This is a genomic window from Enterobacter sp. 22499, assembly GCF_052044815.1.
In the GTDB taxonomy this organism is placed as follows: Bacteria; Pseudomonadota; Gammaproteobacteria; order Enterobacterales; family Enterobacteriaceae; genus Enterobacter; species Enterobacter bugandensis.
Genome location: NZ_JBQENR010000009.1, coordinates 182,017 through 208,421, shown reverse-complemented (window position 1 = coordinate 208,421; position 26,405 = coordinate 182,017). Strand labels below are relative to the sequence as shown.

Annotated in this window: 24 protein-coding genes and 3 tRNA genes; 11 read left to right on the top strand and 16 right to left on the bottom strand. The window is 56.3% G+C overall.

Translation table 11 applies throughout. The features are described from left to right. The 9 genes from ACTJI7_RS21305 to syd form a co-directional block, all read right to left on the bottom strand. Positions 1 to 1,121, bottom strand: a 1,121-nt coding sequence (locus ACTJI7_RS21305) for an integrase core domain-containing protein (protein WP_440670601.1), incomplete at its 3' end; no start/stop codon positions are given. 153 nt (positions 1,122 to 1,274) lie between these two features. After that, the gene (locus tag ACTJI7_RS21300) at positions 1,275 to 2,414 is read right to left on the bottom strand and encodes a glycerate kinase (RefSeq protein WP_440670869.1); all 1,140 of its coding nucleotides are present in this window, start codon (positions 2,412 to 2,414) and stop codon (positions 1,275 to 1,277) included. 77 nt (positions 2,415 to 2,491) lie between these two features. Then, positions 2,492 to 3,829, bottom strand: a complete 1,338-nt coding sequence (gene gudD, locus ACTJI7_RS21295; RefSeq protein ID WP_028014260.1) for a glucarate dehydratase — start codon at positions 3,827 to 3,829, stop codon at positions 2,492 to 2,494. Between the two features lie 15 nt (positions 3,830 to 3,844). Beyond that, positions 3,845 to 5,185, bottom strand: a complete 1,341-nt coding sequence (locus tag ACTJI7_RS21290; protein WP_440670927.1) for an enolase C-terminal domain-like protein — start codon at positions 5,183 to 5,185, stop codon at positions 3,845 to 3,847. Continuing rightward, positions 5,185 to 6,540: a galactarate/glucarate/glycerate transporter GudP gene (gene gudP / locus ACTJI7_RS21285; RefSeq protein ID WP_041908405.1), complete on the bottom strand. Its 1,356-nt coding sequence runs from the start codon at positions 6,538 to 6,540 to the stop codon at positions 5,185 to 5,187. Before gudP ends, ACTJI7_RS21290 begins: the two co-directional genes overlap by 1 nt. 292 nt (positions 6,541 to 6,832) lie before the next feature. Further along, positions 6,833 to 7,282, bottom strand: a complete 450-nt coding sequence (locus ACTJI7_RS21280) for a flavodoxin (RefSeq protein ID WP_258150770.1) — start codon at positions 7,280 to 7,282, stop codon at positions 6,833 to 6,835. 15 nt (positions 7,283 to 7,297) lie between these two features. Further along, positions 7,298 to 8,083: a tRNA pseudouridine(65) synthase TruC gene (gene truC, locus ACTJI7_RS21275; protein WP_258150771.1), complete on the bottom strand. Its 786-nt coding sequence runs from the start codon at positions 8,081 to 8,083 to the stop codon at positions 7,298 to 7,300. Next, on the bottom strand, positions 8,080 to 8,409 hold the full coding sequence (locus tag ACTJI7_RS21270; RefSeq protein WP_258150772.1) for a YqcC family protein: 330 nt from the start codon (positions 8,407 to 8,409) through the stop codon (positions 8,080 to 8,082). Before ACTJI7_RS21270 ends, truC begins: the two co-directional genes overlap by 4 nt. 630 nt (positions 8,410 to 9,039) lie before the next feature. After that, the gene (gene syd, locus ACTJI7_RS21265) at positions 9,040 to 9,585 is read right to left on the bottom strand and encodes a SecY-interacting protein (protein WP_028014266.1); all 546 of its coding nucleotides are present in this window, start codon (positions 9,583 to 9,585) and stop codon (positions 9,040 to 9,042) included. 69 nt (positions 9,586 to 9,654) lie between these two features. On the opposite strand from syd, the gene queF reads away from it, so the two are divergent. From queF to xni, 5 genes are all read left to right on the top strand, one after another. Further along, entirely contained in the window at positions 9,655 to 10,497 is an 843-nt protein-coding gene (queF, locus tag ACTJI7_RS21260; RefSeq protein WP_232948845.1) for an NADPH-dependent 7-cyano-7-deazaguanine reductase QueF, read from the top strand. A gap of 114 nt (positions 10,498 to 10,611) precedes the next feature. Further along, positions 10,612 to 11,976 carry a nucleotide 5'-monophosphate nucleosidase PpnN gene (ppnN, locus tag ACTJI7_RS21255; protein ID WP_023309027.1) on the top strand — a complete coding sequence of 455 codons (1,365 nt, stop codon included), beginning with the start codon at positions 10,612 to 10,614 and terminating at the stop codon, positions 11,974 to 11,976. Positions 11,977 to 12,491: 515 nt separating this feature from the next. Then, positions 12,492 to 13,787 (top strand): HAAAP family serine/threonine permease, encoded by a 1,296-nt coding sequence (locus ACTJI7_RS21250; RefSeq protein ID WP_028014268.1) that lies wholly within the window; start codon positions 12,492 to 12,494, stop codon positions 13,785 to 13,787. Between the two features lie 65 nt (positions 13,788 to 13,852). Next, positions 13,853 to 15,220, top strand: a complete 1,368-nt coding sequence (gene sdaB, locus ACTJI7_RS21245; RefSeq protein ID WP_028014269.1) for an L-serine ammonia-lyase II — start codon at positions 13,853 to 13,855, stop codon at positions 15,218 to 15,220. 112 nt (positions 15,221 to 15,332) lie between these two features. Beyond that, on the top strand, positions 15,333 to 16,088 hold the full coding sequence (gene xni, locus ACTJI7_RS21240) for a flap endonuclease Xni (protein ID WP_063155101.1): 756 nt from the start codon (positions 15,333 to 15,335) through the stop codon (positions 16,086 to 16,088). A 62-nt stretch (positions 16,089 to 16,150) separates the two neighbouring features. On the opposite strand, the gene rlmM is transcribed toward xni, so the two are convergent. The 4 genes from rlmM to ACTJI7_RS21220 all read right to left on the bottom strand — a co-directional run bounded on the left by rlmM (position 16,151) and on the right by ACTJI7_RS21220 (position 19,173). Next, positions 16,151 to 17,251: a 23S rRNA (cytidine(2498)-2'-O)-methyltransferase RlmM gene (gene rlmM, locus ACTJI7_RS21235; protein ID WP_440670872.1), complete on the bottom strand. Its 1,101-nt coding sequence runs from the start codon at positions 17,249 to 17,251 to the stop codon at positions 16,151 to 16,153. Further along, complete coding sequence (locus ACTJI7_RS21230; RefSeq protein WP_028014272.1) at positions 17,244 to 17,639, bottom strand: DUF423 domain-containing protein; 396 nt, start codon at positions 17,637 to 17,639, stop codon at positions 17,244 to 17,246. Before ACTJI7_RS21230 ends, rlmM begins: the two co-directional genes overlap by 8 nt. A 39-nt stretch (positions 17,640 to 17,678) precedes the next feature. Beyond that, positions 17,679 to 18,596, bottom strand: a complete 918-nt coding sequence (gene gcvA / locus ACTJI7_RS21225; protein WP_014885066.1) for a glycine cleavage system transcriptional regulator GcvA — start codon at positions 18,594 to 18,596, stop codon at positions 17,679 to 17,681. Positions 18,597 to 18,945: 349 nt separating this feature from the next. Beyond that, positions 18,946 to 19,173 carry a YgdI/YgdR family lipoprotein gene (locus tag ACTJI7_RS21220; RefSeq protein ID WP_008499648.1) on the bottom strand — a complete coding sequence of 76 codons (228 nt, stop codon included), beginning with the start codon at positions 19,171 to 19,173 and terminating at the stop codon, positions 18,946 to 18,948. A 192-nt stretch (positions 19,174 to 19,365) separates the two neighbouring features. Between ACTJI7_RS21220 and csdA the strand changes: the two genes are divergently transcribed. Then, entirely contained in the window at positions 19,366 to 20,571 is a 1,206-nt protein-coding gene (gene csdA, locus ACTJI7_RS21215; RefSeq protein WP_063155102.1) for a cysteine desulfurase CsdA, read from the top strand. After that, on the top strand, positions 20,571 to 21,017 hold the full coding sequence (csdE, locus tag ACTJI7_RS21210) for a cysteine desulfurase sulfur acceptor subunit CsdE (protein WP_047364461.1): 447 nt from the start codon (positions 20,571 to 20,573) through the stop codon (positions 21,015 to 21,017). The genes csdA and csdE overlap by 1 nt, the downstream gene beginning before the upstream one ends. Here csdE and tcdA read toward each other — a convergent pair. Together tcdA and mltA are read right to left on the bottom strand one after the other, a co-directional pair. Then, the gene (tcdA, locus tag ACTJI7_RS21205; protein ID WP_006811804.1) at positions 21,008 to 21,814 is read right to left on the bottom strand and encodes a tRNA cyclic N6-threonylcarbamoyladenosine(37) synthase TcdA; all 807 of its coding nucleotides are present in this window, start codon (positions 21,812 to 21,814) and stop codon (positions 21,008 to 21,010) included. The genes csdE and tcdA overlap by 10 nt on opposite strands. 75 nt (positions 21,815 to 21,889) lie before the next feature. Further along, positions 21,890 to 22,987, bottom strand: a complete 1,098-nt coding sequence (mltA, locus tag ACTJI7_RS21200) for a murein transglycosylase A (protein WP_028014275.1) — start codon at positions 22,985 to 22,987, stop codon at positions 21,890 to 21,892. A 209-nt stretch (positions 22,988 to 23,196) separates the two neighbouring features. Here mltA and ACTJI7_RS21195 point away from each other — a divergent pair. The 3 genes from ACTJI7_RS21195 (at position 23,197) to ACTJI7_RS21185 (ending at position 23,494) form a co-directional block, all read left to right on the top strand. Further along, positions 23,197 to 23,273, top strand: a tRNA-Met gene (locus tag ACTJI7_RS21195). A 34-nt stretch (positions 23,274 to 23,307) separates the two neighbouring features. Further along, positions 23,308 to 23,384, top strand: a tRNA-Met gene (locus tag ACTJI7_RS21190). A gap of 33 nt (positions 23,385 to 23,417) precedes the next feature. Beyond that, positions 23,418 to 23,494: transfer RNA gene (locus tag ACTJI7_RS21185), tRNA-Met, on the top strand. A gap of 89 nt (positions 23,495 to 23,583) precedes the next feature. Here the strand turns inward: ACTJI7_RS21185 and amiC are convergent. Further along, on the bottom strand, positions 23,584 to 24,837 hold the full coding sequence (gene amiC / locus ACTJI7_RS21180) for an N-acetylmuramoyl-L-alanine amidase AmiC (protein WP_014885071.1): 1,254 nt from the start codon (positions 24,835 to 24,837) through the stop codon (positions 23,584 to 23,586). A gap of 226 nt (positions 24,838 to 25,063) precedes the next feature. Between amiC and argA the strand changes: the two genes are divergently transcribed. Further along, positions 25,064 to 26,395 (top strand): amino-acid N-acetyltransferase, encoded by a 1,332-nt coding sequence (argA, locus tag ACTJI7_RS21175; RefSeq protein ID WP_014885072.1) that lies wholly within the window; start codon positions 25,064 to 25,066, stop codon positions 26,393 to 26,395. The last annotated feature ends 10 nt before the right edge of the window (positions 26,396 to 26,405 follow it).

Sequence of the window (26,405 nt, the reverse complement as noted above, 5' to 3'; positions counted from 1 at the left end):
TAGTACGCAAGCGTTATTCCGTTAAAGATGATGGCCTCAAGGCCATCATCTTGTTCTTCCAGCATGATGTACTCATCAGTCAGCGCTTCACTCAGGAACACCGTCCCCTTTTTCCCCATATAGAGTGTCCCCCTCGATTTCACTCTGTAGACCGTTCCTCCTGACGGATAGGCATAGTCAGGAACACGGCCATCCCACTGTCGCTTCGAGGGTTGCCACACCGTTCCGGGCGTTGCACCCGCCAGGGCTTCATGCGGTCTTTCATAGTTAAATTCTTTCCGGTAGTCACTGAACCACCGCTGTTGTTCTTCCATCGTCATGAAGGTGTTCCCCTGCGCCAGCGCACTTTTCAGGGAACGGTGCATGCGTTCGTGCCGCCCGTTCTCTTCGGGATGGCCCCGGCGGATTCGTTCCGGTCTGACGCCCAGCTTTATCAGCCAGACTGCAAGACGACTTAACCCGGCGATACCCGTCCCTGCGAAGGGCTGACCATTATCGGTTCTCAGAACGTCCGGCAGACCGTACTCCAGGAACGCCTCCGTCAGACAGTGCCTGACGAAGGGCTCGCTCTCACGGTCCGTTCCACGGCAGCTCAGCAGATACCGGCTGTGGTTGTCGGTCAGGGTGAAGGGATGACAGTACTCTCTGCTCAGCAGCCTGAACTTGCCTTTAAAATCAGCGCTGCAGACCTGATTGTTCTCACTGATGCTGGTCAGGGGCCGGCGATTCCCCGGCGTTCTGCGCTTTCTCTTTCTGTCTGGTACCAGGCCTTCACGCTTGAGGATATCGCCGACAGTGCTGGCAGCAGGAACGGTAAAATCGACGTGATGATTGAGGAGCCACATCCGCAGTTTTTTCGGGCCCCAGTCAGGGTGTTTCTGACGCAGGGCAGTCAGGTGTCCGACGACCTCATCAGGAACCGTCCGGGAGTGGGAGCGTGGTGCGCGCGACCGGTCAGAGAGAGAGGACAGGTCAGAAGGGTCAAAACGCTGAAGCCATTTGTAGCCGGTTTTGCGGCTGATGCCAAAAAGACGGCAAAGAGCGGAGAAGGAGTCCGTACCTGCATGGCAGGCACGGATAAAATCAAGGCGTTGCATAGGTCGGGTCTCAGTCCAGGGCATAGCGAGTCTCCTCTTCTATGCCAGTTATAACTGTTACCCATGTATCCGGTCTAAAGTGTTACCCATGTTTCCGGTTCATACCCTACGCTTACCGGGCCTACAGGTGCGCTAACGTAGGCCGGGTAAGGCGAAGCCACCACCCGGCAATCACAGTTAAAATGCCTGCCCTACTTTCAGCACCGCCGCGATATTCCTTGCGGCCATCTGTACATTCGCGCTGGCATTTTCCAGCGCGTCCTCCAGCGAGCAGATGGTGTAGATCACGCTAAACACCGCGTCTAAGCCGTGATCGTGTACCACGCCAACATCCGCCGTCAGGCTACCTGCAATGCCGATAACGGGCTTATTAAAGCGTTTCGCCACTTTCGCCACCCCTACCGGCACTTTGCCGTGGATCGTCTGGCTGTCGATGCGTCCTTCCCCGGTGATCACCAGATCCGCATCGGCCACCTGGTCGGCCAGGTGTAGCGCATCGGTCACAATCTCAATGCCCTGGCGCAACTGCGCACCACAAAAAGCGTACAGCGCTGCGCCCATGCCACCCGCCGCACCGCCGCCAGCAAGGTTGAGCACATCAATGTCCAGATCCCGGGCAATGACTCTTGCATAGTGCGCAAGCGCGTTGTCCAGAGTGACGATCATCTCGGGTGTGGCGCCCTTTTGCGGGCCAAATACCGCTGACGCGCCATCCTTACCGGTGAGCGGATTCGTCACATCGCAGGCGACTTCTATCCGGCACTCCGTCAGACGCTGGTCGAGGCCGCTCAGGTCGATCCGCGCAAGCTTATCCAGCTCGCCCCCGCCCTGCCCCAGCGGCTGTTCATTGTCGTCCAGCAGCTTCGCCCCCAGCGCCTGCACCATCCCGGCGCCGCCGTCATTGGTGGCGCTGCCGCCGATACCGATGATGATATGCTTAACGCCCGCATCCAGCGCGTGGCGGATAAGTTCCCCCGTGCCCCAGGAGGTCGTTTTCAGAGGGTCACGCAGTGAAGGGGCTACCAGTTCCAGACCGCTTGCCGCCGCCATTTCAATAAAGGCGCTCTGCTCGTCACCGGATATCCCATAAAACCCGTCCACGCGCTTGCCCAGCGGACCGGTCACCGGAACGTGCACAATGCGTCCCCGGGTTGCCGCGATCATCGCCTCAACCGTGCCTTCACCGCCATCAGCGACCGGCAGTTTGACGTACTCCGCCTCAGGGAAAATCTCGCGAAAACCGCGCTCGATCGCTGTCGCAACCTCAAGCGCACTCAAACTTTCCTTATACGAGTCCGGTGCGATAACAATTTTCATAAGCCATCCTTACGCATAGTCGTTACGTTAAGCATACACCACGTAGGAAACCGCTCATGGGAGCGGTCCCAATGCGTTTATCGTACCATGCACGGACGTTTATTGTCGAATGTCCAGTCAGGGATCAGGTACTGCATCGCCATCGCGTCGTCGCGCGCGCCCAGACCGTGTTTTTGATACAGTTCGTGTGCTTTCATTACCTGATCCATATCCAGCTCAACGCCCAACCCCGGCGTGGACGGCACCTGCACCATGCCACCTTTGATCTCAAACGGCTCTTTGGTGAGGCGCTGGTTACCCTCCTGCCAGATCCAGTGCGTGTCGATAGCGGTAATGGTGCCCGGCGCGGCGGCGGCAACGTGGGTAAACATCGCCAGCGACACGTCAAAATGGTTGTTGGAGTGCGAGCCCCAGGTCAGGCCAAACTCGTGGCACATCTGCGCCACGCGCACCGAACCCTGCATTGTCCAGAAGTGCGGGTCCGCCAGCGGGATATCCACCGATTGCAGAGAGAGCGTGTGCCCCATCTGACGCCAGTCGGTGGCGATCATATTGGTCGCGGTCGGTAGCCCCGTAGCGCGACGGAATTCCGCCATGACTTCGCGGCCCGAAAAGCCTTGCTCAGCCCCGCACGGATCTTCCGCGTACGCCAGCACGCCTTTCAGCTGCTTGCCAATATCGATCGCTTCATCAAGCGACCACGCGCCGTTCGGATCCAGCGTCACGCGCGCCTGCGGGAAACGTTTTGCCAGCGCGGTAATGGCTTCCGCCTCCTCTTCCCCCGCCAGCACGCCGCCTTTCAGTTTGAAATCATTGAAGCCATATTTTTCATACGCGGCTTCTGCCAGCCGCACCACCGCATCCGGGGTCATCGCTTCTTCGTGACGAACGCGGTACCAGTCGCATTGGTCATCTGGCTGGCTCTGATACGGCAGCGGCGTCAGCTTGCGGTCGCCGACAAAGAACAGATAGCCGAGCATCTCCACTTCACTGCGCTGCTGGCCCTCGCCCAGTAGCGACGCGACGTTAACGCCCAGGTGCTGGCCCAGCAGATCCAGCATCGCGGCTTCAATGCCGGTCACCACGTGGATAGTGGTCCGCAAATCGAATGTTTGCAGGCCGCGGCCGCCGGCATCGCGGTCGGCAAAGGTATTGCGCACGGTGTTGAGGACATTTTTGTACTCACCCAGCGTTTTGCCCACCACCAGCGGAATGGCATCCTCCAGCGTTTTGCGGATCTTCTCCCCGCCCGGAATTTCCCCCACGCCGGTATGGCCGGCATTGTCTTTGATAATGACAATATTGCGCGTGAAGAACGGCGCATGCGCCCCGCTCAGGTTCATCAGCATGCTGTCATGACCTGCGACCGGAATGATTTGCATGGAGGTGACGACAGGGGTCGTAAAAGTACTCATCGTGTAATCCTTTTATCAGTGACGTCCAAAAACAGGGCGCTTACGGTCAAATGTCCAGCCAGGGATAAGGTACTGCATCGGGCCCGCGTCGTTACGCGCGCCGCCCGGTAGCTTTTTATACGCCTCATGGGCTTGATGAACCTGATCCCAGTCAAGCTCCACGCCCAGCCCCGGCGCATCGGGTACGGCAATTTTACCGTTTTTGATCTCCAGCGGATTTTTCGTCAGGCGAGCTTCGCCTTCCTGCCAAATCCAGTGGGTGTCGATGGCGGTCGGGTTACCCGGCGCCGCCGCGCCAACGTGGGTAAACATTGCCAGCGAGATATCGAAATGGTTGTTGGAGTGGCAGCCCCAGGTCAGGCCCCAGTCATCGCACAGTTGCGCCACGCGCACCGCGCCGGAGAGCGTCCAGAAGTGCGGGTCTGCCAGCGGAATGTCGACGGCGTTCAGCATCACCGCGTGGCCCATTTCGCGCCAGTTGGTGGCGATCATGTTGGTTGCGACCGGCAGTCCAGTGGCGCGGCGGAATTCGGCCATCACCTCGCGGCCAGAGAAGCCCTGCTCCGCGCCGCACGGGTCTTCCGCGTAGGTCAGCACGTCACCGAGACCTTTACACAGGCTAATCGCCTCATCCAGCAGCCAGGCGCCGTTCGGGTCAACGGTGATGCGCGCCTCCGGGAAGCGTTTTTTCAGCGCCCGGGCCGTTTCAATCTCCTGCTCGCCGGGCAGCACGCCGCCTTTCAGCTTGAAATCCTTAAAGCCGTAGCGATCCTGCGCAGCTTCAGCCTGGCGCACAACCGTCTCGCTGGAGAGCGCTTCCTGATGGCGCAGCTGATACCAGTCGTGGTCACCCGGTGAACGAGCCAGATAGGGGAGATCGGTTTTATTGCGATCGCCAACGTAGAACAGATAGCCCAGCACGGTGACCGCATCGCGCTGTTTGCCCGGCCCCAGCAGTTCGCAGACCGGAACGTTAAGGGCTTTACCGAGTAAATCCAGCAGTGCCGCTTCCAGGGCGGCGACCGCATTGACGCGCAGTTCAAACGTCCACGCGCCCTTGCCGAAGGTATCAAAGTCCGCCGACTGATTGCCCTTATGCACCCGCTGAACCACCTTGTTCAGACGAGCCACTTCCTGGCCCACGACCTGTGGAATAGCCTCTACCAGGGTCTGGTAGATCACTTCCCCGCCGGGGGCTTCACCTACCCCGGTATTGCCTGCGCTATCGGTCAGCACCACGATATTGCGGGTAAACCATGCGTTATGCGCGCCGCCAATATTGAGCAGCATGCTGTCCTGACCGGCCACCGGGATAACTTTCATTTCCGTGACGATAGGGCTTGATTGTGTTGTCATCATCCGCGCTCCACAACAGGTTTAAGTTCGACGCGTTTAATATCGCCCACCAGCACCAGGTAACTCAGCACCGCCACCAGGGCATGCACACCAACGTAGATTAGCGCGCCGTTGAAAGACCCCGTGGTGCCGACGATGTAACCGATAGCGATAGGCGTGACAATCCCGGAAACGTTGCCGAACATATTGAACAGACCGCCGCTCAGGCCGCTGATCTCTTTCGGTGCCGTATCCGCCATCACCGCCCAGCCCAGCGCGCCAATCCCTTTGCCGAAGAAGGCCATCGCCATAAAGCCGATAATCATCCACTCGGCACTGACGTAGTTACAGAACACCATGGTCATGGAGAGCAGCATGCCGAGCACAATCGGCGTTTTACGCGCGATGTTCAGCGAACCCGTGCGGCGCATCAGCCAGTCGGAAATGACCCCGCCAAGCACGCCGCCGATGAAGCCGCAGATTGCCGGGACCGAGGCAACAAACCCCGCTTTGAGGATCGACATGCCGCGCGCCTGCACCAGATAAACCGGGAACCAGGTGATAAAGAAGTAGGTTAAGGCGTTGATACAGTACTGACCGAGATAGATACCGATCATCATGCGTGAGCCGACGAGCTGCTTGATCTGCGCCCATTTCTGGCTGAAGGGGACTTTTGCTTTGTCAGATTTCTGATCCATATTGATCAGCGCCCCGCCCTCAGCAATGTATTCCAGCTCCTTCTTGTTCACGCCAGGGTGCTGATTCGGTTCGTGGATCACTTTCAGCCAGATAAAGCTGATGACGATCCCAAGCCCGCCCATAAAGAAGAAGACGTGCGACCAGCCCACCTCATGCGTCAGCCAGCCCATAATGGGTGCAAAGATCACCGTTGCGAAATACTGGGCGGAGTTAAAAATTGCCACCGCTGTTCCCCTCTCCTGCGCAGGAAACCAGGCCGCGACAATGCGGCTGTTGCCCGGGAAGGAAGGCGCTTCAGCTAACCCCACCAGGAAGCGCAGCGTGAAGAGCGCCACGATAATGCCAAAGCCGCTGAAGATATCGACGAAACCCTGCAAAAGGGTAAAAGCAGACCAGATAAAGATGGACCAGAAATAGACGCGTTTAGAGCCAAAACGGTCCAGCAGCCAGCCGCCAGGAATTTGGCCGATGACGTAGGCCCACGAGAATGCAGAGAAAACGTAACCCATGCCCACCGGATCAAGGCCGATGTCTTTTGCCATCTCCGAGCCGGCAATCGACAGCGTGGCGCGGTCACCATAGTTAAAGGACGTGACGATAAACAGCATCACCACTATCCAGTAGCGGGCATTAGTGCGCTTTTCAGCACTGCTCGCTGCGTGGCTTAATGTACTCATTGTTGCACTCCTGAAACATAGCTTTCGCCTGTTCATTCTGTACAGCACCGGTAGGGTAATCAGAATGAGATAAGTTTTGTCGTTTTAGTACGGCCTGAAGCCGTTTTATTGTGACCGGAAAAGTATATGAAGGAGTGACAGGTTCGCTCACCGTGCAGAAACACAACATTGAGGAGTGTTGGGAACGTGGTTTGAGGCATAAGCCCAAAGCAGTGGAAGATACTTCACGGAATTGAGGATTTGATGCGGCTTTGTTGCCGGGTGGCGGCTACGCCTTACCCGGCCTACGAAACTATTTAAGTAGCGTTGCCCAGTGTTCAACCCACGGGTTCGACTCGCTTTCGGGTTCAGAATGCTCGCCGGCATCAATCAACAGCATCTCGCCGACGCGCTGGGCGCTCTGTTCCTGAAGAAGCGCATCGAACTGCTTGCCGCCGCCGCAGAAGTTGGCGTAAGAGCTATCGCCGAGGGCAATAATGCCGTAGTGAACGTCCGGCTGGTAGCCAAGCCGATCTTTAATGCCCTGGAAAAGCGGCACAATGCTGTCCGGGAGATCGCCCTGACCGGTGGTGGAGGTCACTACCAGAATGTATTTATCTTTATACTTTTCCCAGTCCGCCAGCTCCGGGTCTTCATAGACCGTGGCTTTATGGCCCTGGCTTGCTAGAATCGCCTCAGCCTCTTCTGCTACCAGCAGCGAGTTGCCATACATCGTGCCGACAAAAATGCCTACTTCAGCCATGCTTTGCTCCCGTAATTAATGCGCTTGCCGTTCATCCTGAACGTTGCCTGATACAAACTCAACCCTTTCATTTTCGGGGAGTTGTCCCCGCCAGCCAAACTGTGACAGCGCCTGCATCCAGACGTCGTCCAGCCCGGCACGAATAATCAGTGGTTCACCGGTAAACGGGTGAGTCAGGCTAAGCTCGCTGGCGTGCAGCATCAGTCTGTTACAGCCAAAATGCTCTGCCGCGCTGCGGTTCTGGCGCAGATCGCCGTGCTTGCTGTCGCCAATAATCGGGTGGCGCAGGTGCGCAAGATGGCGGCGAAGCTGGTGCTTGCGTCCGGTTTTGGGCAAAAGCTCAACCAGGCTGTAGCGCGTGGTGGGGAATTTGCTGGTTGCTACCGGCATTTCCGTTGTCGCCATGCCGTGATAATCCGTCACCGCGGGCTGCGGGCCTTTGTCATCGCGGGTAAATTTATCGGCGATTTTGTCCAGCTCCTCCACCAGCGGATAGTCCAGCGTGGCGGATTCGATCAGCCAGCCACGAACGATCGCGTGGTAGCGCTTCTGGATCTGGTGCTGTTCGAACTGCTGCGCCAGCAGGCGGCCCGCCTCGCTGGAAAGCCCCATCAGCAGCACGCCGGAAGTCGGTCTGTCGAGGCGGTGCGCGGTAAACACATGCTGACCAATCTGGTCGCGCACGGTTTGCATCACCACCACTTTCTCATCGCGATCCAGCCAGCTGCGGTGCACCAGCCAGCCAGACGGTTTATTCACCGCCACCAGCCACTCGTCCTGATAGAGGATTTCCAGCGTCATGCCTCTTCACCGGCAAACAGGGCGTCCAGTTTTTCCAGCTCAACCAGCATCACATCGCGCGCAGGGTGCGTCGCCTCAAGCGCCATTTCATAGTAGGGAGAAACGGCGAACGCCTGCGGCAAAGGGTGGCCGCCTTCCAGCAGCGCGTGCATGCGCGGAATTAATACCCACTGGAGCCACTCGAACGGTGCCAGCGTATCCAGGCAGAATGGCTGGGTACTGTCAAACGCTTCCGGATTCGGCGCGGTCTCCTGCCACAGCTGATGCTGGCGCAAAAGGGCTTCGATGGCGTGCAACTGAGCACGAACGCTATCGTGTTGCGTCATAGTAACCTCAACTGAAAAAGTGAACGGCGCGCAGCATAGCATTGCGGAAGACAGAAATAAAAAAGGGAGCACTGTAAAAACAGTGCTCCCGGTTCGTTTCGCAGCATTCCAGCTACAATTCGTGCTCCCTGCTCTTCCGTGACAACTTTTCCTGATGCCCGAAGGCCTGGTCATCCTTATACCTTTTGCATCCTGCACACATCTTCCTGACGTGTTTGTTTCATCCTGAAACGTCCTGGCCTTCCTGACCCACCGACCATCCTGTTCGGTTCTCGTTCTCCTTCCTGGAGGTGTCCCTTACGCGTCCTGCGTTATCCTTTTGCTTCATCCTGAAGCCTTCCTGCAGCGCCATCCTGACGTGTCCTGAGTAAGAAACGCCATCATCCTGATGTTCGTTTCTCGTGTCGGCATCCTGTCGACGGAGATAGAATCCGCTATTCCGCTTCGTCTTACAACCCACCCTTGCAGCACTGTAAGCCGTAAGAAATCCCTAAAAAAGATGCGATGAACAACTAATTCTTTGAAAAACAGAGTGATATTAATCTGAATTAAATAAGGCAATACTGAATGATCCAGCGATCTCTCACAAACCTTGTAAGAGATCTCTCACACGCGTCGTAGCATCATGGATTACAGAAGTGGCTCAAGCCGGGTAAGGAAATCCGCAAGAGAGGGGGCGAGCGTTTCGCGATTGCGGGTACCGATGGTCTCTTTAATCACTTCCCCGGACAGGTTGCAGACGGATATCACATCCAGTTCGCTGTCCAGCGTGGCAATAAAGAGCGTCGGAGAAAGCTTAAGGCGTTTTTGCGTGACCAGATGACCAATCAGGTTTTCCTGAACACGCTGCAGATCGTCTTCGCTCCAGGTCTGCAACAGCGTCAGCGTCAAATCACCCAAGCGCGCGGGCATATCCCCTGCAAACTGCGTGGCATAAAACGCGTGAACCGCTGGTTGTACCACAAGGTCCATAGCCCGTTCAACCGCATTTACATTTTGCTCAGCGGTATTGGGCTTCGGCTGCCAGATAACATAGTCATCCTGCGAAGAGATAATGCACGGCGACGGCACGCCATATAAATCAGCGCTTTGCGGCCATGTTCCGTGCTTTTCATGCCACGCGTCGCAATAGCGGGTTGTGAAGGTAGTAAGGGCATTTGCAGTTTCGATGTCCACCGATTTCTCTCTTCTTGTAAGACAGGATAAACTCTGCCCATAAGTGTACCTGTAAAGTGGCTATGAAACATGTCTTACGAAAATCATCAGGCGTTAACCGGCCTAACGCTGGGTAAATCGACCGATTACCGCGATACCTACGATGCAAGCCTGCTGCAGGGCGTGCCGCGCAGCCTGAACCGCGATCCTCTTGGACTGCATGCGGACGCATTGCCGTTTGTCGGCGGCGATATCTGGACGCTGTACGAACTCTCCTGGCTTAACGCGCGCGGTCTGCCGCAGGTGGCCGTGGGCCACGTTGAGCTGGACTATGCCAGCGTGAACCTGGTCGAGTCCAAAAGCTTTAAGCTCTATCTCAACAGCTTCAACCAGACCCGATTCAACAGCTGGGACGAGGTTCAGCAAACGCTGGAGCGGGATTTAGCCGCCTGCGCGCAGGGGAACGTGTCCGTCTCGTTATACCGCCTGCAAGAGCTGGAAGGACAGCCCATTGCCCATTTCCACGGAACCTGCATCGACGAGCAGGACATCGAGGTGGAGAATTATGAATTCAGCGCCGATTACCTCGAAAACGCGGCGAGCGGAAAAGTGGTTGAAGAGACGCTGGTCAGCCATTTGCTGAAGTCCAACTGCCTGATTACCCACCAGCCGGACTGGGGTTCGGTGCAGATCGAGTACCGCGGCCCGAAAATTGACCGGGAAAAACTGCTGCGCTATCTGGTGTCGTTCCGCCATCACAACGAATTTCACGAGCAGTGCGTGGAGCGTATTTTTAACGATATTCAGCGTTTCTGCCAGCCGGAGAAACTGAGCGTTTATGCACGCTATACCCGCCGTGGCGGGCTGGACATTAACCCGTGGCGCACCAACACCGATTTTGTGCCAGCAACGGGCCGGCTGGTGCGTCAATAATATAAATATTTTCACAATATGCGTGCGGTATTCCGCCGAAGTGTTGTGAAACGTCACGTGCCAGGGCTATTGTAATCAAAGGGAATGACGATAATCGTCCCATAAGGAGCTCACTTGATTACACATATTAGCCCGCTTGGCTCAATGGATATGTTGTCGCAGCTGGAAGTGGACATGCTTAAACGCACGGCCAGCAGCGATCTTTATCAACTGTTTCGTAACTGTTCACTTGCCGTACTGAACTCCGGAAGCCTGACAGATAACAGCAAAGAACTGCTGTCCCGCTTCGAAAGCTTTGATATTAACGTGCTGCGCCGCGAGCGTGGCGTGAAACTGGAAGTGATCAACCCGCCGGAAGAGGCCTTTGTCGACGGACGTATCATTCGTTCCCTTCAGGCCAACCTGTTTGCCGTCCTGCGCGACATCCTGTTTGTTAACGGGCAGATTCACAACGCGGGCCGCTTCCAGCATCTCGACCTGGAAAGCTCCGTTCATATCACCAACCTGGTGTTCTCTATTCTGCGCAACGCCCGCGCCCTGCACGTTGGCGAAGCACCAAACATGGTCGTCTGCTGGGGCGGCCACTCGATTAACGAAACCGAATATCTCTATGCCCGTCGGGTCGGAACGCAGCTTGGCCTGCGCGAGCTGAATATCTGTACCGGCTGTGGTCCGGGTGCAATGGAAGCACCAATGAAAGGTGCAGCCGTGGGTCATGCGCAGCAGCGTTACAAAGAGGGGCGGTTTATCGGCATGACCGAGCCGTCAATCATCGCCGCTGAGCCGCCTAACCCGCTGGTCAATGAGCTGATTATCATGCCGGATATCGAGAAGCGTCTTGAGGCGTTTGTTCGTATCGCTCACGGGATTATCATCTTCCCGGGCGGCGTGGGAACGGCGGAAGAGCTGCTCTATCTGCTGGGGATTCTGATGAACCCGGCCAACAAAGATCAGGTTCTACCGCTGATCCTGACCGGCCCGAAAGAGAGCGCCGACTACTTCCGCGTGCTGGACGAGTTTATCGTGCATACGCTGGGAGAAGCCGCGCGTCGTCACTATCGCATCATCATTGATGATGCGGCGGAAGTGGCGCGCCAGATGAAAAAAGCGATGCCGCTGGTGAAAGAGAATCGTCGTGATACCGGTGATGCGTACAGCTTTAACTGGTCAATCCGCATTGCGCCTGACCTGCAGATCCCGTTCGAGCCGACCCATGAAAATATGGCGAACCTGAAACTCTACCCGGACCAGCCGGTGGAAGTGCTGGCCGCCGACCTGCGTCGCGCCTTCTCCGGGATTGTGGCGGGCAACGTGAAGGAGATGGGCATCCGCGCGATTGAGCAGTATGGTCCGTACAAGATCCACGGCGACCCGGAGATGATGCGCCGTATGGACGACATGCTTCAGGGCTTTGTGGCTCAACACCGCATGAAGTTGCCGGGTTCAGCCTACATTCCGTGCTACGAAATCTGCACGTAACGCTCAGTTTCTTCTCCTCAAAGCCGGGGCACCCTGTAGCGGATCCCGGCTTTTTTTATTACCGAATCAATTCATAGGCTTCACTTATAAATTTAACAAACTTACGGCAAACGCAATCGATTACCTCCATTTAACAACCGTAATTTATCAGCCTTAAACTAAATTACCCGCAAGAAAATCCTAAAAACCCATATCTTTACAGCGGAAGACACCTATATTGCGGGCCACTCTTTTAGCCCACATGTCGTTGGTGGTAGCCTTCGCGCCCGTAAATTCTATTTGATGTTTTTTTAACAGATAAATGGTCTAAAGATGCCCACATCATAAGTGGATTATTGCATTTGGGATCGCGATCACTGATAGATTCATAACGAGAATGTATCTTTCCGCCCGCCAATAGTTACGGGCGAAAATTATTAAAAAACCGTCACTGAACGAATTTCATATTACCGTCAGGCACTTTTTCATCGGATTTGACTAAAAACCTGACAATTTGCTTCCTCCAGGAGATACAGATGGAAACCACTCAAACCAGCACCGTTGCTTCGATTGAATCCCGAAGTGGTTGGCGCAAAACGGATACCATGTGGATGCTGGGCCTTTACGGCACGGCAATCGGCGCTGGTGTACTGTTCCTTCCTATCAACGCAGGCGTCGGCGGTCTGATTCCGCTGATCATCATGGCCATCATCGCCTTCCCGATGACCTACTTCGCACACCGCGGTCTGACCCGCTTCGTGCTGTCCGGTAAAAATCCGGGCGAAGACATCACCGAAGTGGTTGAAGAACATTTCGGCGTTGGCGCAGGTAAACTGATTACCCTGCTCTACTTCTTCGCGATTTACCCAATCCTGCTCGTCTACAGCGTGGCGATCACCAACACCGTTGAAAGCTTCATGACGCACCAGCTGCACATGACGCCGCCACCGCGTGCCATTCTGTCTCTGATCCTGATCGTCGGCATGATGACCATCGTGCGCTTCGGCGAGCAGATGATTGTTAAGGCCATGAGCGTGCTGGTCTTCCCGTTTGTGGCTGCGCTGATGCTGCTGGCCTGCTACCTGATCCCACAGTGGAACGGTGCAGCGCTGGAAACCCTGTCCCTGAGCAGCGCGTCTGCGACCGGTAACGGCCTGCTGATGACCCTGTGGCTGGCGATCCCGGTAATGGTCTTCTCCTTCAACCACTCCCCAATCATCTCCTCTTTCGCCGTGGCGAAACGCGAAGAGTACGGTAATGGTGCAGAGAAGAAGTGCTCCAGCATCCTGGCCCGCGCTCACGTGATGATGGTGCTGACCGTGATGTTCTTCGTCTTCAGCTGCGTACTGAGCCTCTCCCCGGCGGACCTGGCGGCAGCGAAAGAACAGAACATCTCTATTCTGTCTTACCTGGCGAACCACTTTAACGCACCGCTGATTGCGTGGATGGCACCGATCATCGCGATGATCGCCATCACCAAATCCTTCCTGGGCCACTACCTGGGCGCGCGTGAAGGCTTCAACGGTATGGTGATTAAATCTCTGCGCGGTAAAGGCAAGAGCATTGAAATCAACAAGCTGAACAAAATCACTGCACTGTTCATGCTGCTCACCACCTGGGCGGTAGCGACCCTGAACCCAAGCATCCTGGGCATGATTGAAACCCTGGGTGGCCCGGTTATCGCGATGATTCTGTTCCTGATGCCGATGTACGCGATTCAGAAAGTGCCTGCCATGCGCAAGTACAGCGGCCAGGTCAGCAACGTGTTTGTGGTTATCATGGGCCTTATCGCTATCTCTGCGATCTTCTACTCCCTGTACACCATGTTCTGATGAACGCCCGCGCCGCCTTCGGGCGGCGCACTCCTCCCCCTCTGACTGAAAGCAATGGACGCATCATGATTAGCGTATTCGATATTTTCAAAATCGGTATTGGTCCTTCCAGCTCTCACACCGTCGGACCAATGAAAGCCGGTAAGCAGTTCACGGATGACTTGATTGCACGCGGCATTCTGCACGACATCACCCGCGTGGTTGTCGATGTGTACGGCTCGCTTTCCCTGACCGGGAAAGGCCACCATACCGATATCGCCATTATCATGGGCCTGGCGGGAAATCTGCCGGATACCGTTGATATTGACGCGATCCCTGGCTTCATCCAGGACGTGAACACCCACGGTCGTTTGCTGCTGGCAAACGGTGAGCATGAGGTTGAATTCCCGGTTGACCACTGCATGAATTTCCATGCGGACAACCTGTCGCTGCACGAAAACGGCATGCGCATTACCGCGCTGGCCGGCGACAAAGCGGTTTACAGCCAGACGTATTACTCCATCGGCGGCGGCTTTATCGTCGACGAAGATCACTTTGGTCAAACCACCACCTCTTCTGTTGAGGTGCCGTATCCGTACAAAACCGCGGCAGATCTCCAGCGCCACTGCCAGGAGACGGGGCTTTCCCTCTCTGGCCTGATGATGAAAAACGAGCTGGCCCTTCACAGCAAAGAGGAGCTGGAACAGCACTTCGCTAGCGTCTGGGAAGTGATGCGCGGCGGCATTGAGCGCGGGATCACCACCGAAGGCGTTCTGCCGGGCAAGCTTCGCGTACCGCGTCGTGCGGCGGCGCTGCGTCGTATGCTGGTGAGCACCGACAAAACGACAACGGACCCGATGGCCGTCGTCGACTGGATCAACATGTTCGCCCTGGCGGTGAACGAAGAGAACGCCGCAGGGGGCCGCGTCGTCACGGCGCCAACCAACGGTGCCTGCGGTATCGTTCCGGCCGTGCTGGCGTACTACGACAAGTTTATCCGTGAAGTGAACGCTAACTCCCTGGCGCGCTACCTGCTGGTCGCCAGCGCGATTGGTTCTCTGTACAAGATGAACGCCTCCATTTCCGGTGCGGAAGTAGGCTGTCAGGGCGAAGTCGGCGTGGCATGCTCCATGGCGGCAGCGGGCCTGGCGGAACTTTTGGGCGCAAGCCCGGCGCAGGTCTGCATCGCTGCGGAAATCGGCATGGAACATAACCTGGGGCTAACCTGCGATCCGGTTGCCGGACAGGTACAGGTGCCGTGCATCGAGCGTAACGCCATCGCCTCCGTCAAGGCGGTGAACGCGGCGCGTATGGCGCTGCGCCGCACCAGTGAGCCGCGCGTCTGTCTCGATAAAGTTATCGAAACCATGTACGAAACCGGTAAAGATATGAACGCGAAATACCGCGAAACCTCTCGCGGCGGCCTGGCGATGAAGATCGTAACCTGCGATTAAGCCTCTCAGGAAGCCTCGTTTTGCGAGGCTTCTTCCTGTTTTCCCTCACGCTATTCGTTTCATCCTGCCGACAGTGATACCCTTTACCCATTAGATTTAAGGGAGAATATCTGTGGCTGTACATTTGCTTATCGTCGACGCGCTCAATCTGATTCGCCGAATCCATGCGGTACAAGGCACGCCCTGCAAGGACACCTGCCTGCACGCGCTGGAGCAGCTTATTCGCCACAGCGAGCCGACGCACGTCGTGGCCGTGTTTGATGACGAAGCGCGCAACAGCGGCTGGCGACATCAGCGCCTGCCCGACTACAAAGCCGGACGCGCACCGATGCCGGACGATCTGCATGCCGAAATGCCCGCCCTGCGTGCCGCCTTTGAGCAGCGTGGCGTCCCCTGCTGGGGTGCACAGGGCAATGAAGCCGACGATCTCGCGGCCACCCTGGCCGTAAAAGTGGCAAGTGCCGGGCATCAGGCCACTATCGTTTCAACGGACAAAGGCTACTGCCAGCTGCTCTCCCCAACTATCCGCATTCGCGACTATTTTCAAAAACGCTGGCTGGACGCGCCGTTTATTGCCAGCGAGTTCGGCGTCTTGCCTGAGCAACTGCCGGATTATTGGGGTCTGGCAGGCATCAGCAGCTCTAAGGTTCCGGGTGTCGCCGGTATTGGACCAAAGAGCGCCGCCCAGTTGCTGACCGATTTTCAGAGTCTGGAAGGGATTTACGCCCATCTGGATGAGGTGCCAGAAAAGTGGCGCAAGAAGCTGGAGGCGCATAAAGAGATGGCGTTTATCTGCCGCGAGGTGGCGACGCTACAGACAGATTTACAGCTGGACGGGAATTTACAGCAGTTGCGGTTAGAACGTTAAAACGTCAACACCGTTTTGTAGGCCCGGTAAGCGCAGCGCCACCGGGCAAAACAAAGCACGCACTATCGCTCGTCGCGACGTCCGCCTACAGCCGCCCACCAGCGACGGATGTGTACCGTCACCTCTTCGCGGTCGTGGTACAACTGACGCGCCTGGATCTCCACGTTAATACCGTGCTCATCCAGCTGTGCCTGAATATAGGCCAGGTTCTGGGATACCTCCTCGTAGCGCTTTTTCATCGGCAGCTTGAGGTTGAAAATGGTCTCACGGCACCAGCCGTTCACCAGCCAGGAGGCCATCAGCGCGGCCACTTTCGCTGGCTTCTCCACCATGTCGCACACCATCCACGAGATGTTGTTGCGGGTTGGGCGATAGCGGAAACCGTCTTCTCGCAGCCAGGTGACCTGTCCGGTGTCCATCAGGCTTTGCGCCATTGGGCCGTTATCCACAGACGACACCCACATGTTGCGTTTCACCAGCTGATAGGTCCAGCCGCCCGGGCACGCGCCAAGGTCGACGGCATACATGCCGTTAGCCAGACGCTCGTCCCACTCATCTGCCGGGATAAAGACGTGAAACGCCTCTTCCAGCTTCAGGGTTGAACGGCTCGGCGCATCTGCCGGGAACTTAAGGCGCGGGATGCCCATAAAGAATGGCGAATTGTTATTGGTGTACGAATAGCCCGCATAGCAGCAGCCCGGTGCGATAAAGAAGATATGCACCACCGGACGCTTCGGCGTTTCGTAGTTTGTCAGTATGCCCGCGTCACGCAGCGCTGCGCGCAGCGGCACGGTGAACTTACGGCAAAACTTCATCAGCTCTTTGCTTTCGTTGGTATCGGCAACCTCAACGCGCAGGTCGCCGCCCTTCTCCACCACGCCCTGCAGCATGCCCACAATCGGCGTGATGCGATCTTCCGGCGGAAGATCTTTCAGCAACTCACCCGCGACGAACATCTGGCGGGCGAAGATCAGCGAGCTGAACGGCAGCTCGCGCGCCAGCTTGTCGGCGTCTTCAGGCTGATAACTTTCGAATACCACATAGCCCGCATTTTCTTTTACGCGAGCAAAGCCGAAGACTTCGCGCTTCGCCGCTTTATCGGTAATTTCCGCGGCGCACTCTTTCTCAAACCCCGGGCGACAATATAAAACAACCTTATTCATGAACAACGCCCTTGCGTTTCAGACGGATAGCTCCGATAAACATTAATACCCAACCCGCCAGGAAGCTCACGCCGCCGACAGGTGTAACAAACGCCCACAGGCGCAAATGCGAGAGGGCCAGACAGTAAAGGCTGCCGCTAAACAGCACGGTGCCCAGCGCCATAAATACGCTACTCCAGTAAAACCAGATGCTTATCCGGCGCTGCATCGCTACCGCCAGCCCAAAAATAGCCAGCGTATGAAACGCCTGGTATTCAAGGCCGGTCTGGATCCAGCCCATCTCGACGGCGCCCAAAGACTTGCTCAATACGTGCGCGCCAAAGGCGCCCAGTGCAACAAAAATAAAGCCACTCACCGCGGCAAAAATCAGCATGAATCGGCTGGTCATGTTTAAGTCCTGAATTAATGCGTGCCCGGCACACAAACGTTATTGTTCATACCTGAAGCGGAATTTTTCTTGCTCGCTTGCCGCTTTCGCCAGTATCCACTGCCGGAAGGCGGCTATTTTACCCAGTTCTGCCTGACTGTCATGACAAACCAGATAAAATGCATTCTTGCTGACCAGTACATCATTAAAAGGGCAAACCAGACGGCCTGCCTCAATTTCGGACTGCGCCATCACGTTGTTCGCCAACGCCACGCCCTGTCCGTGAATGGCAGCCTGTAGCACCATCGCACTATGGCTAAAAATGGGGCCCTGCTGCACGTTTATATGACTAAGACCTAATTGACGGGTATAAGTTTGCCAGTCGCGGCGAGAGGCATCATGTAAAAGCGTATGCTGCGCCAGGTCAGCGGGTGTTTTCAGCGCCTTGTCGCCTGTTAAAAGCAGAGGCGAACAGACCGGCAGCAGATATTCTGCGTATAATTTCTCGACACGCAAGCCCGGCCAGTTTCCGCGACCATAAAAAATGGCGACATCCACATCATCGGCCAGCTTGTCTTCCTGACGATCCACCGCCTGGATTCGAACGTCGATCCCCGGATAAGCTGAGTTAAAGCTTGAGAGTCTGGGCACCAGCCACTGGATGGCAAAACTGGGCAATAAACTAACAGTCAGGGCACCTTTTGCACTGCGTGCCTGCAGCTTACGCGTGGCTTCCGTGAGCTGGGAAAAAATCTCTTTAATATCCTGAAAATAGCTCTGCCCCTCTTCGGTCAACAGCAAGGAACGATTGCGTCGGCGGAACAGCTTAAGGCCCAGGAAATCCTCCAGGGACTTGATTTGGTGACTTACTGCGGCCTGTGTCACAAAAAGCTCATCTGCCGCACGGGTGAAGCTCAGGTGACGTGCTGCTGCATCAAAAACGCGTAATGCATTAAGGGGTGGCAATCGCTTTGACATGGTTATCTGGCTTAGATGTTAACGGAATTTAACAAACAGGAAACAACGTTTAACCTATTAGTTTTTTTTATCTGAGCCATTATAATTTGTCCGTTGAGGAACTACCAGCAAATACCTATAGTGGCGGCACTTCCTGAGCCGGAACGAAGAGCTTTTTTCGGAATGCGTGTTCTGAAGGGCTTTTGGCTTACGGTTGTGATGTTGTGTTGTTGTGTTTGCAATTGGTCTGCGATTCAGACCACGGTAGCAACGCTACCAATTTTTCACTTCCTGTACATTTACCCTGTCTGTCCATAGTGATTAATGTAGCACCGCCAATTTGCGGTGCTTTTTTTTCGCCTGCGATCGGTTAATGCTCGATCTCTTTCATCTCTTTCACGTCCGTGCGGTTGATCTGCTGCTTGTTCCCGTTAGCATCTTTGTACGAAATCATCCCGGTATCGTTATCGGTAGTCGGTTTCCCTTCCGAAACGATAGAACGACCATCGTTTGTGTGCATCACGTAGTTGTTACCAGAACAGGCGCTCAGGGCAAAAGTAAACGCACAGGCAGAAATGATTGCAGCTGTCTTATTCATGATTATTCTCCTTTAGCAATTAATGCTATTCAAACCTCGATTTATAACAGGCTAAAACATCCGCCTAACACTATTTAGCATAACCTGCTTTTTCGAGGTCGCCAGGATAAGCAGACAAATCTGATAGATATCAACCTCCTTGCCCTGCCGCTGAAATTGCGCGACGATCTCTCTATCGACACGAGGAATTCCATGAACGCTTTCAGTCCTGCGCAGTTTCGCGCACAGTTTCCGGCGCTGGCCGATGCCGGTATTTATCTTGATAGCGCCGCCACGGCCCTGAAGCCCCAGGCGGTGATCGAGGCCACGCAGCAGTTCTACAGCCTGAGCGCCGGCAACGTACATCGCAGCCAGTTTGCCGAAGCACAGCGCCTGACCGCGCGCTATGAAGCCGCACGCGATCAGGTTGCACGCCTGATCAATGCCGAAAGCGGGAAAAATATCGTCTGGACGCGCGGCACGACCGAAGCCATCAATATGGTGGCCCAGTGCTATGCCCGCCCGCTGCTGCAGCCAGGGGACGAAATCATTGTCAGCGAAGCAGAGCATCACGCTAACCTGGTGCCGTGGCTGATGGTGGCTGAGCAAACGGGCGCGCGCGTTATTAAGCTCCCGTTGAGTGCAGACTTTCTGCCTGACGTGGCCCGTCTCCCTGAGCTGATTACCCCCCGCAGCCGTATTCTAGCGCTGGGGCAGATGTCCAACGTCACCGGCGGCTGTCCGGATCTGGCTCGCGCCATTGAGATTGCCCATGCCAGCGGCGTGGTGGTGATGGTCGACGGTGCTCAGGGCGTGGTTCATTTCCCCGCTGATGTGCAGGCGCTGGATATCGACTTCTATGCCTTCTCCGGACACAAACTCTACGGGCCAACCGGGATTGGCGCGCTGTACGGTAAACCGGAACTGCTGGCAAAAATGACGCCGTGGCTCGGCGGCGGCAAAATGATTACCGAGGTGACCTTCGACGGTTTTAAAACGCAGGAGGTGCCTTACCGTCTGGAAGCGGGCACGCCGAACGTGGCCGGGGTCATCGGCCTCAGCGCCGCACTTGAATGGCTGGCGGAAACGGACGCGGTTCAGGCGGAAAGCTGGAGCCGAGGGCTGGCGACGCTGGCTGAGGAAGAACTGAAAAAACGCCCGGGTTTCCGCTCGTTCCGCGTTCAGGATTCCAGCCTGCTCGCCTTTGATTTTGCTGGCGTGCATCATAGCGATATGGTGACGCTGCTGGCCGGATACGGCATTGCCCTGCGCGCAGGACAGCACTGCGCCCAGCCGCTGCTGGCGGCGCTCGGCGTCAGCGGTACGCTGCGCGCCTCGTTTGCGCCGTATAATACCCAAAGCGATGTCGACGCGCTGGTTAGCGCCGTTGACCGCGCCCTTAAAATACTGGTGGATTAATGACTAGCGCTGCTTTAGCCGGACATCCGTTTGGCACGGTCATCACTGAAGAGACCTTAAAACAGACCTTCGCCCCGCTCCAGCAGTGGGAAGATAAATATCGTCAGCTGATCCTGCTGGGTAAACAGCTCCCAGCTCTTTCCGACGATCTTAAAGCGCAGGCGAAAGAGATTGCGGGCTGTGAAAACCGCGTCTGGCTGGGCGTGAGCGTCTCCGGCGAGAAGCTGCATTTCTTCGGCGACAGCGAAGGGCGCATCGTCCGGGGCCTGCTGGCGGTCCTGTTAACCGCCATTGAGGGGAAAAGCGCGGCGGAATTGTTAACGCACTCGCCGCTGGCGCTGTTCGACGAGCTGGGGCTGCGCGCACAGCTTAGCGCCTCGCGCGGTCAGGGCCTGATCGCGCTCAGCGACGCGGTGCTGGACGCCGCACGTCAGGCTCAGGCCTGACGTTCCGCCTTCGCCATCATTTTCTTCAGGGCGTGAGAGACCGCCACAAAGCCAAAAGAGGCGGTTACCATGGTGGCCGCCCCAAAGCCTGACGCGCAGTCCATGCGTTTTGGCCCTTCCGCCGTGCTTTTCATCGCACAAACTGAACCATCCGCCTGCGGGTAGACCAGCGCTTCGGTGGAGAACACGCAGTCGACGCCCAGCTTGCCCTTGCTGTTCTTCACCACATTGAAGTCGCTCTTCAGGCGTTCACGCAGCTTGGCAGCCAGCGGATCCTGAATGGTTTTCGCCAGATCGGCAACCTGGATCTGCGTGGGATCGATTTGCCCGCCCGCGCCACCGGTCGTGACCAGCGGCACCTTGTAACGACGGCAGTATGCGATCAGCGCCGCTTTAGGCCGCACGCTGTCGATGGCGTCAATCACATAGCTGTAGCCTTTGCTCATGTACTCCGCGACGTTATCTGCCGTCACAAAGTCGTCGATCACCGTCACCCGACACTCCGGATTGATGAGGCGAATGCGCTCCGCCATAACCTCGGACTTCGCCAGACCGACGTTATCACGCAGGGCGTGGATCTGACGGTTAGTGTTGGTCACACAAACGTCATCCATATCAATCAGCGTGATTGCGCCAATCCCGGTTCTCGCCAGCGCTTCCGCCGCCCAGGAGCCGACACCGCCAATGCCCACGACGCAGACGTGCGCATCCGCAAACAGCTGCAGGGCTTTTTCACCATAGAGACGTGCCGTGCCGCCAAAACGCTGGCGCCAGGCATCGCTGATTACCACAGACATAAAACCTCAGATGTAAAAAGGGTGAGGTTTTCCTCACCCTGAACAGTAATCCGTATTGCGCTCAGAATACCACAATCAGCCGCTGAATACGTTTCCGGTGCCCGGCGCGGCCTTCAGCACCCATACGCGTCCGTAGTGGTTATACCAGCCTGCACGGTGACCGGCATCCGGGCCAATGCCCTGATAGATATCAAAGTGCTGTCCCTTAATCGCTCCGCCCACATCCAGGGCTACCATCAGACGCAGCTCATATTTGCCGTTAAACTTGCCGTTGTTGTCGAGCAGAGGGACTTCCGCCAGCAGCGTGGTTCCCGCAGGAATGATAGAACGATCCGATGCCACCGACGCGCGGCCAATCAGCGGCACAGCGCTGGCCCCTTTCACCGGGGCGAAGTTTTGCGGCTTGAAGAAGACGAACGATGGGTTCTGCTCCAGCAGCTCGCGCACCTCGGCTTCACTGTGCTTTTCGCCCCACTCGCGGATCGCCTGCATCGACATATCTTCTTTTTTCACTTCGCCGCGGTCAATCAGCACCTTACCGATGCTGCGGTAGGCATGGCCGTTTTTCCCGGCATAGCTGAAGAAGTTAAGCGGTGAACCGTCGCCAAAATCAATGTAGCCGCTGCCCTGCACGTCCATGATGAAATTATCCATCAGGGAGTTGCTGTAGGCCAGGACGTAGTTTTCGCTCAGCGCACCGGCGTAGATTTCGGCACGGGACGGCAGACGGCCGCGTTTTGGCGGCATACGGTAGATAGGGTACTGGAACTCGCCCTGGCGCGTGTGTCGCGCCTGAACCACGGGCGTGTAATAGCCGGTGAACTGGACGTTGCCGTAGTTATCCGCCCCTTCCATTTGCCAGGCATCAATACCAAACTGGCGCATGTTGCGCGTATCGCCGCCCGCCTTCAGCCAGTCCTGTACCGCGCTATAAACATTGTTCTGTGAGCTATACAGACGCGGCGACGCATTGCGGATCTGGTAGACCTGCTCGGAGAAATCACCGGCGTTGATCGGCGCGCCAACGGCGTCAGGCTGATTAACTAAAGAGAAAGGCTGGGATAACTTCCCGTCTTTATACTGCTGACCGCGATCGGTCGGTTTGGAAGAACAGGCCGCAAGAATCGCTACCATTGCGCCCGCCATCAGATACTTCGCCCAACGTCCTTTCATTATATCTCGTCTTTAAGTTGCCCATTTCCGCGTGATGAAGATAACAAACCGACAAAGCGAATGAAATGCGATCGCATGCCCTTTGGCAAATTCAGAGCAAAAAATAGTCTAAATGTCGCAATGCCGTTCACTTTACATACAAAGTTAATGATTTATGTGAAAAAGGGGTTGCATCACAAACCTATCCGAGTATAGTGCGCTTCCACGGACGCGGGGTGGAGCAGCCTGGTAGCTCGTCGGGCTCATAACCCGAAGGTCGTCGGTTCAAATCCGGCCCCCGCAACCAATTAAAATTTGATGAAGTATAAGCAGTACGGTGACGCGGGGTGGAGCAGCCTGGTAGCTCGTCGGGCTCATAACCCGAAGGTCGTCGGTTCAAATCCGGCCCCCGCAACCAATCAAATTTTAGAAAAGATAAGAAGTACGGTGCCGCGGGGTGGAGCAGCCTGGTAGCTCGTCGGGCTCATAACCCGAAGGTCGTCGGTTCAAATCCGGCCCCCGCAACCAACACTTCTAAAAACAATAAACACCCTTAAGGGGTGTTTTTTTGTATCTGCCGTTTGTGAATTTGCCGGGCATTTCACCCGGCTAAAAACCTACCCGCGCCGCGCCAGCGTCGCCCCGTCTGAGAAATACGCCCGTATCCCCGCCAGAATCGACTCCGCCACCTCCTGCTGGAACTTTGCCGTCTTGAGCTTACGCTCTTCTTCAACGTTACTGATAAACGCGGTTTCTACCAGAATGGACGGGATATCCGGTGCCTTCAGCACCGCAAACCCGGCCTGCTCAACGCTGTTTTTGTGCAGCTTATTGATGTTCCCCAGCTTGCCCAGCACCGCTTTACCAAACTTCAGGCTGTCGTTAATGGTCAGGGACTGCACCATGTCGAACATGGTGTGGTCGACGTAGCGGTCGCCGCTTTTGCTCACGCCACCGATCAGGTCCGAGGCGTTCTGGGTGTCCGCAAGGTATCGCGCCGCGGTACTGGTCGCGCCCTTGGTTGAGAGCGCAAACACCGACGAGCCGCTCGGCTGGCGGCTGGTAAAGGCATCCGCATGGATCGAGACGAACAGATCGGCACGCTGCTTCTGCGCTTTCGCCACCCTCACCTTCAGCGGAATAAAGACATCCTCATTGCGCGTCATGTAGGCGCGCATATTGCCCTCTTTATCAATTAACGCCTTCAGACGACGGGCAATTTGCAGCACCACGTCTTTTTCACGCGTATGGTATTTCCCCACCGCACCGGAGTCTTCGCCGCCGTGGCCGGGATCGAGCATGATCACAATCGGACGATCGCGCCCTGCTTTCCCCGGCTGCGGGCCGCTTTGCGCAGGCGGCACCTGACGCTGAAGATCGCCTTTGTTGTAATCCTCCAGCAGGGCGAGAAGCGGATCCTGAATATCCGTCGCATTCGCCGGGTAAAGATCCATCACCAGACGCTCTTTAAACGTCGCGACGGGCGCCAGGGCGAACAGCTGCGGCTTAACGTTCTGCTTAAGCTCAAACACCATGCGCACGGTTTGCGGATCAAACTGCCCGACGCGCGCCGATTTAATAAACGGATCGTCACCGCGGATCTGCGCCGCCATGCCTTTCAGCACGGAGTTGAGGTTCACCCCTTCGAGATCTACCACCACGCGTTCAGGGTTGCTGAGGGCAAATTGCTTATATTTCAGCACGCGATTGGATTCAACCGTCACGCGCGTATAGGTCGACGACGGCCAGACGCGCACCGCCACCACCTGACTCGTGGCGGCAAGACCGACCTGGCTGACGCTAAGCAACCACATTGCCCCGGCCCCTTTTAACAAACGGCGGCGGCTTATTGCTGAATTGGATCCCGACATGCTTCTCCCGAGCAAGAAAACAAACTGATATACAAAAGTGCAGATTGACCGAAAACTTTAACGAATGACGCATAAACTGTCATCTATAAAAGGGTAAACAATCATACGTTAACGCACGGATTACTTATTAATTTCTGTAGGTCGCAGAAAATTTGCACTTGCACACGCGCCCACAATCGAATAAAAATACATAAATTACGAATAAACATTCATTAAGGGTTGTGCCATGGTGAAGGAACGTAGAACCGAACTGGTCCAGGGATTCCGCCATTCTGTTCCCTATATCAACGCCCACCGGGGAAAAACGTTTGTCATCATGCTGGGCGGCGAAGCCATAGAGCATGAAAATTTTTCCAGCATCGTCAATGACATTGGCCTGCTGCACAGCCTCGGGATCCGCCTGGTGGTGGTCTATGGCGCGCGCCCGCAGATCGACGCCAACCTGGCCGCTCACCACCACGAGCCGATTTACCACAAACATACCCGCGTCACGGATGCCAAAACCCTGGAGCTGGTGAAGCAGGCGGCGGGTCTGCTGCAGCTGGATATCACCGCTCGCCTGTCGATGAGCCTGAACAACACGCCGCTACAGGGCGCGCATATCAACGTCGTGAGCGGCAACTTTATCATTGCCCAGCCGCTCGGCGTGGACGATGGCGTGGATTACTGCCACAGCGGCCGCATTCGTCGTATTGATGAAGAGGCCATTCACCGTCAGCTCGACAGCGGTGCCATTGTCCTGATGGGGCCGGTGGCGGTTTCCGTAACCGGTGAAAGCTTTAACCTGACGTCCGAAGAGATTGCCACCCAGCTGGCGATCAAGCTGAAGGCGGAAAAAATGATTGGGTTTTGCTCCTCCCAGGGCGTCGTAAACGATGAAGGGGTGATTGTGCCGGAACTCTTCCCGAATGAAGCGCAGGCCCGCGTTGAAGCGCTGGAAGCCGAAGGGGATTACCACTCCGGCACCGTCCGCTTCCTGCGTGGCGCCGTGAAGGCCTGCCGCAGCGGCGTGCGCCGTAGTCACCTGATCAGCTATCAGGAAGACGGAGCTCTGCTGCAGGAGCTGTTCTCCCGCGACGGTATTGGCACCCAGATTGTGATGGAAAGTGCGGAGCAGATTCGCCGCGCGACCATCAACGATATCGGCGGCATTCTGGAGCTGATCCGTCCGCTGGAACAGCAGGGTATTCTGGTTCGTCGCTCCCGCGAGCAGCTGGAGATGGAGATCGACAAATTCACCATTATCCAGCGCGATAACCTGACCATTGCCTGCGCCGCCCTCTATCCGTTCCCGGAAGAGAAGATCGGAGAAATGGCCTGCGTGGCGGTGCACCCGGATTACCGCAGCTCTTCACGCGGCGAAATGCTGCTTGAGCGCGTGGCGGCACAGGCGCGTCAGATGGGGCTGAGCAAGCTTTTCGTCCTGACGACGCGCAGCATTCACTGGTTCCAGGAGCGCGGGTTCACGCCGGTGGATATTGATTCTCTGCCGGAAACGAAGAAAGAGATGTACAACTATCAGCGCCGTTCGAAAGTGCTGATGGCCGACCTGGGGTAATCCTTTCTTT

Excerpts from the sequence above, each read along its gene's own strand:
- ACTJI7_RS21300 (WP_440670869.1), bottom strand. The coding sequence starts at position 2,414 with ATGAAAATTGTTATCGCACCGGACTCGTATAAGGAAAGTTTGAGTGCG.
- gudD (WP_028014260.1), bottom strand. The coding sequence starts at position 3,829 with ATGAGTACTTTTACGACCCCTGTCGTCACCTCCATGCAAATCATTCCG.
- ACTJI7_RS21290 (WP_440670927.1), bottom strand. The coding sequence starts at position 5,185 with ATGACAACACAATCAAGCCCTATCGTCACGGAAATGAAAGTTATCCCG.
- gudP (WP_041908405.1), bottom strand. The coding sequence starts at position 6,540 with ATGAGTACATTAAGCCACGCAGCGAGCAGTGCTGAAAAGCGCACTAAT.
- ACTJI7_RS21280 (WP_258150770.1), bottom strand. The coding sequence starts at position 7,282 with ATGGCTGAAGTAGGCATTTTTGTCGGCACGATGTATGGCAACTCGCTG.
- truC (WP_258150771.1), bottom strand. The coding sequence starts at position 8,083 with ATGACGCTGGAAATCCTCTATCAGGACGAGTGGCTGGTGGCGGTGAAT.
- ACTJI7_RS21270 (WP_258150772.1), bottom strand. The coding sequence starts at position 8,409 with ATGACGCAACACGATAGCGTTCGTGCTCAGTTGCACGCCATCGAAGCC.
- queF (WP_232948845.1), top strand. The coding sequence starts at position 9,655 with ATGTCTTACGAAAATCATCAGGCGTTAACCGGCCTAACGCTGGGTAAA.
- ACTJI7_RS21250 (WP_028014268.1), top strand. The coding sequence starts at position 12,492 with ATGGAAACCACTCAAACCAGCACCGTTGCTTCGATTGAATCCCGAAGT.
- sdaB (WP_028014269.1), top strand. The coding sequence starts at position 13,853 with ATGATTAGCGTATTCGATATTTTCAAAATCGGTATTGGTCCTTCCAGC.
- rlmM (WP_440670872.1), bottom strand. The coding sequence starts at position 17,251 with ATGAATAAGGTTGTTTTATATTGTCGCCCGGGGTTTGAGAAAGAGTGC.
- ACTJI7_RS21230 (WP_028014272.1), bottom strand. The coding sequence starts at position 17,639 with ATGACCAGCCGATTCATGCTGATTTTTGCCGCGGTGAGTGGCTTTATT.
- gcvA (WP_014885066.1), bottom strand. The coding sequence starts at position 18,596 with ATGTCAAAGCGATTGCCACCCCTTAATGCATTACGCGTTTTTGATGCA.
- ACTJI7_RS21220 (WP_008499648.1), bottom strand. The coding sequence starts at position 19,173 with ATGAATAAGACAGCTGCAATCATTTCTGCCTGTGCGTTTACTTTTGCC.
- csdA (WP_063155102.1), top strand. The coding sequence starts at position 19,366 with ATGAACGCTTTCAGTCCTGCGCAGTTTCGCGCACAGTTTCCGGCGCTG.
- csdE (WP_047364461.1), top strand. The coding sequence starts at position 20,571 with ATGACTAGCGCTGCTTTAGCCGGACATCCGTTTGGCACGGTCATCACT.
- tcdA (WP_006811804.1), bottom strand. The coding sequence starts at position 21,814 with ATGTCTGTGGTAATCAGCGATGCCTGGCGCCAGCGTTTTGGCGGCACG.
- mltA (WP_028014275.1), bottom strand. The coding sequence starts at position 22,987 with ATGAAAGGACGTTGGGCGAAGTATCTGATGGCGGGCGCAATGGTAGCG.
- amiC (WP_014885071.1), bottom strand. The coding sequence starts at position 24,837 with ATGTCGGGATCCAATTCAGCAATAAGCCGCCGCCGTTTGTTAAAAGGG.
- argA (WP_014885072.1), top strand. The coding sequence starts at position 25,064 with ATGGTGAAGGAACGTAGAACCGAACTGGTCCAGGGATTCCGCCATTCT.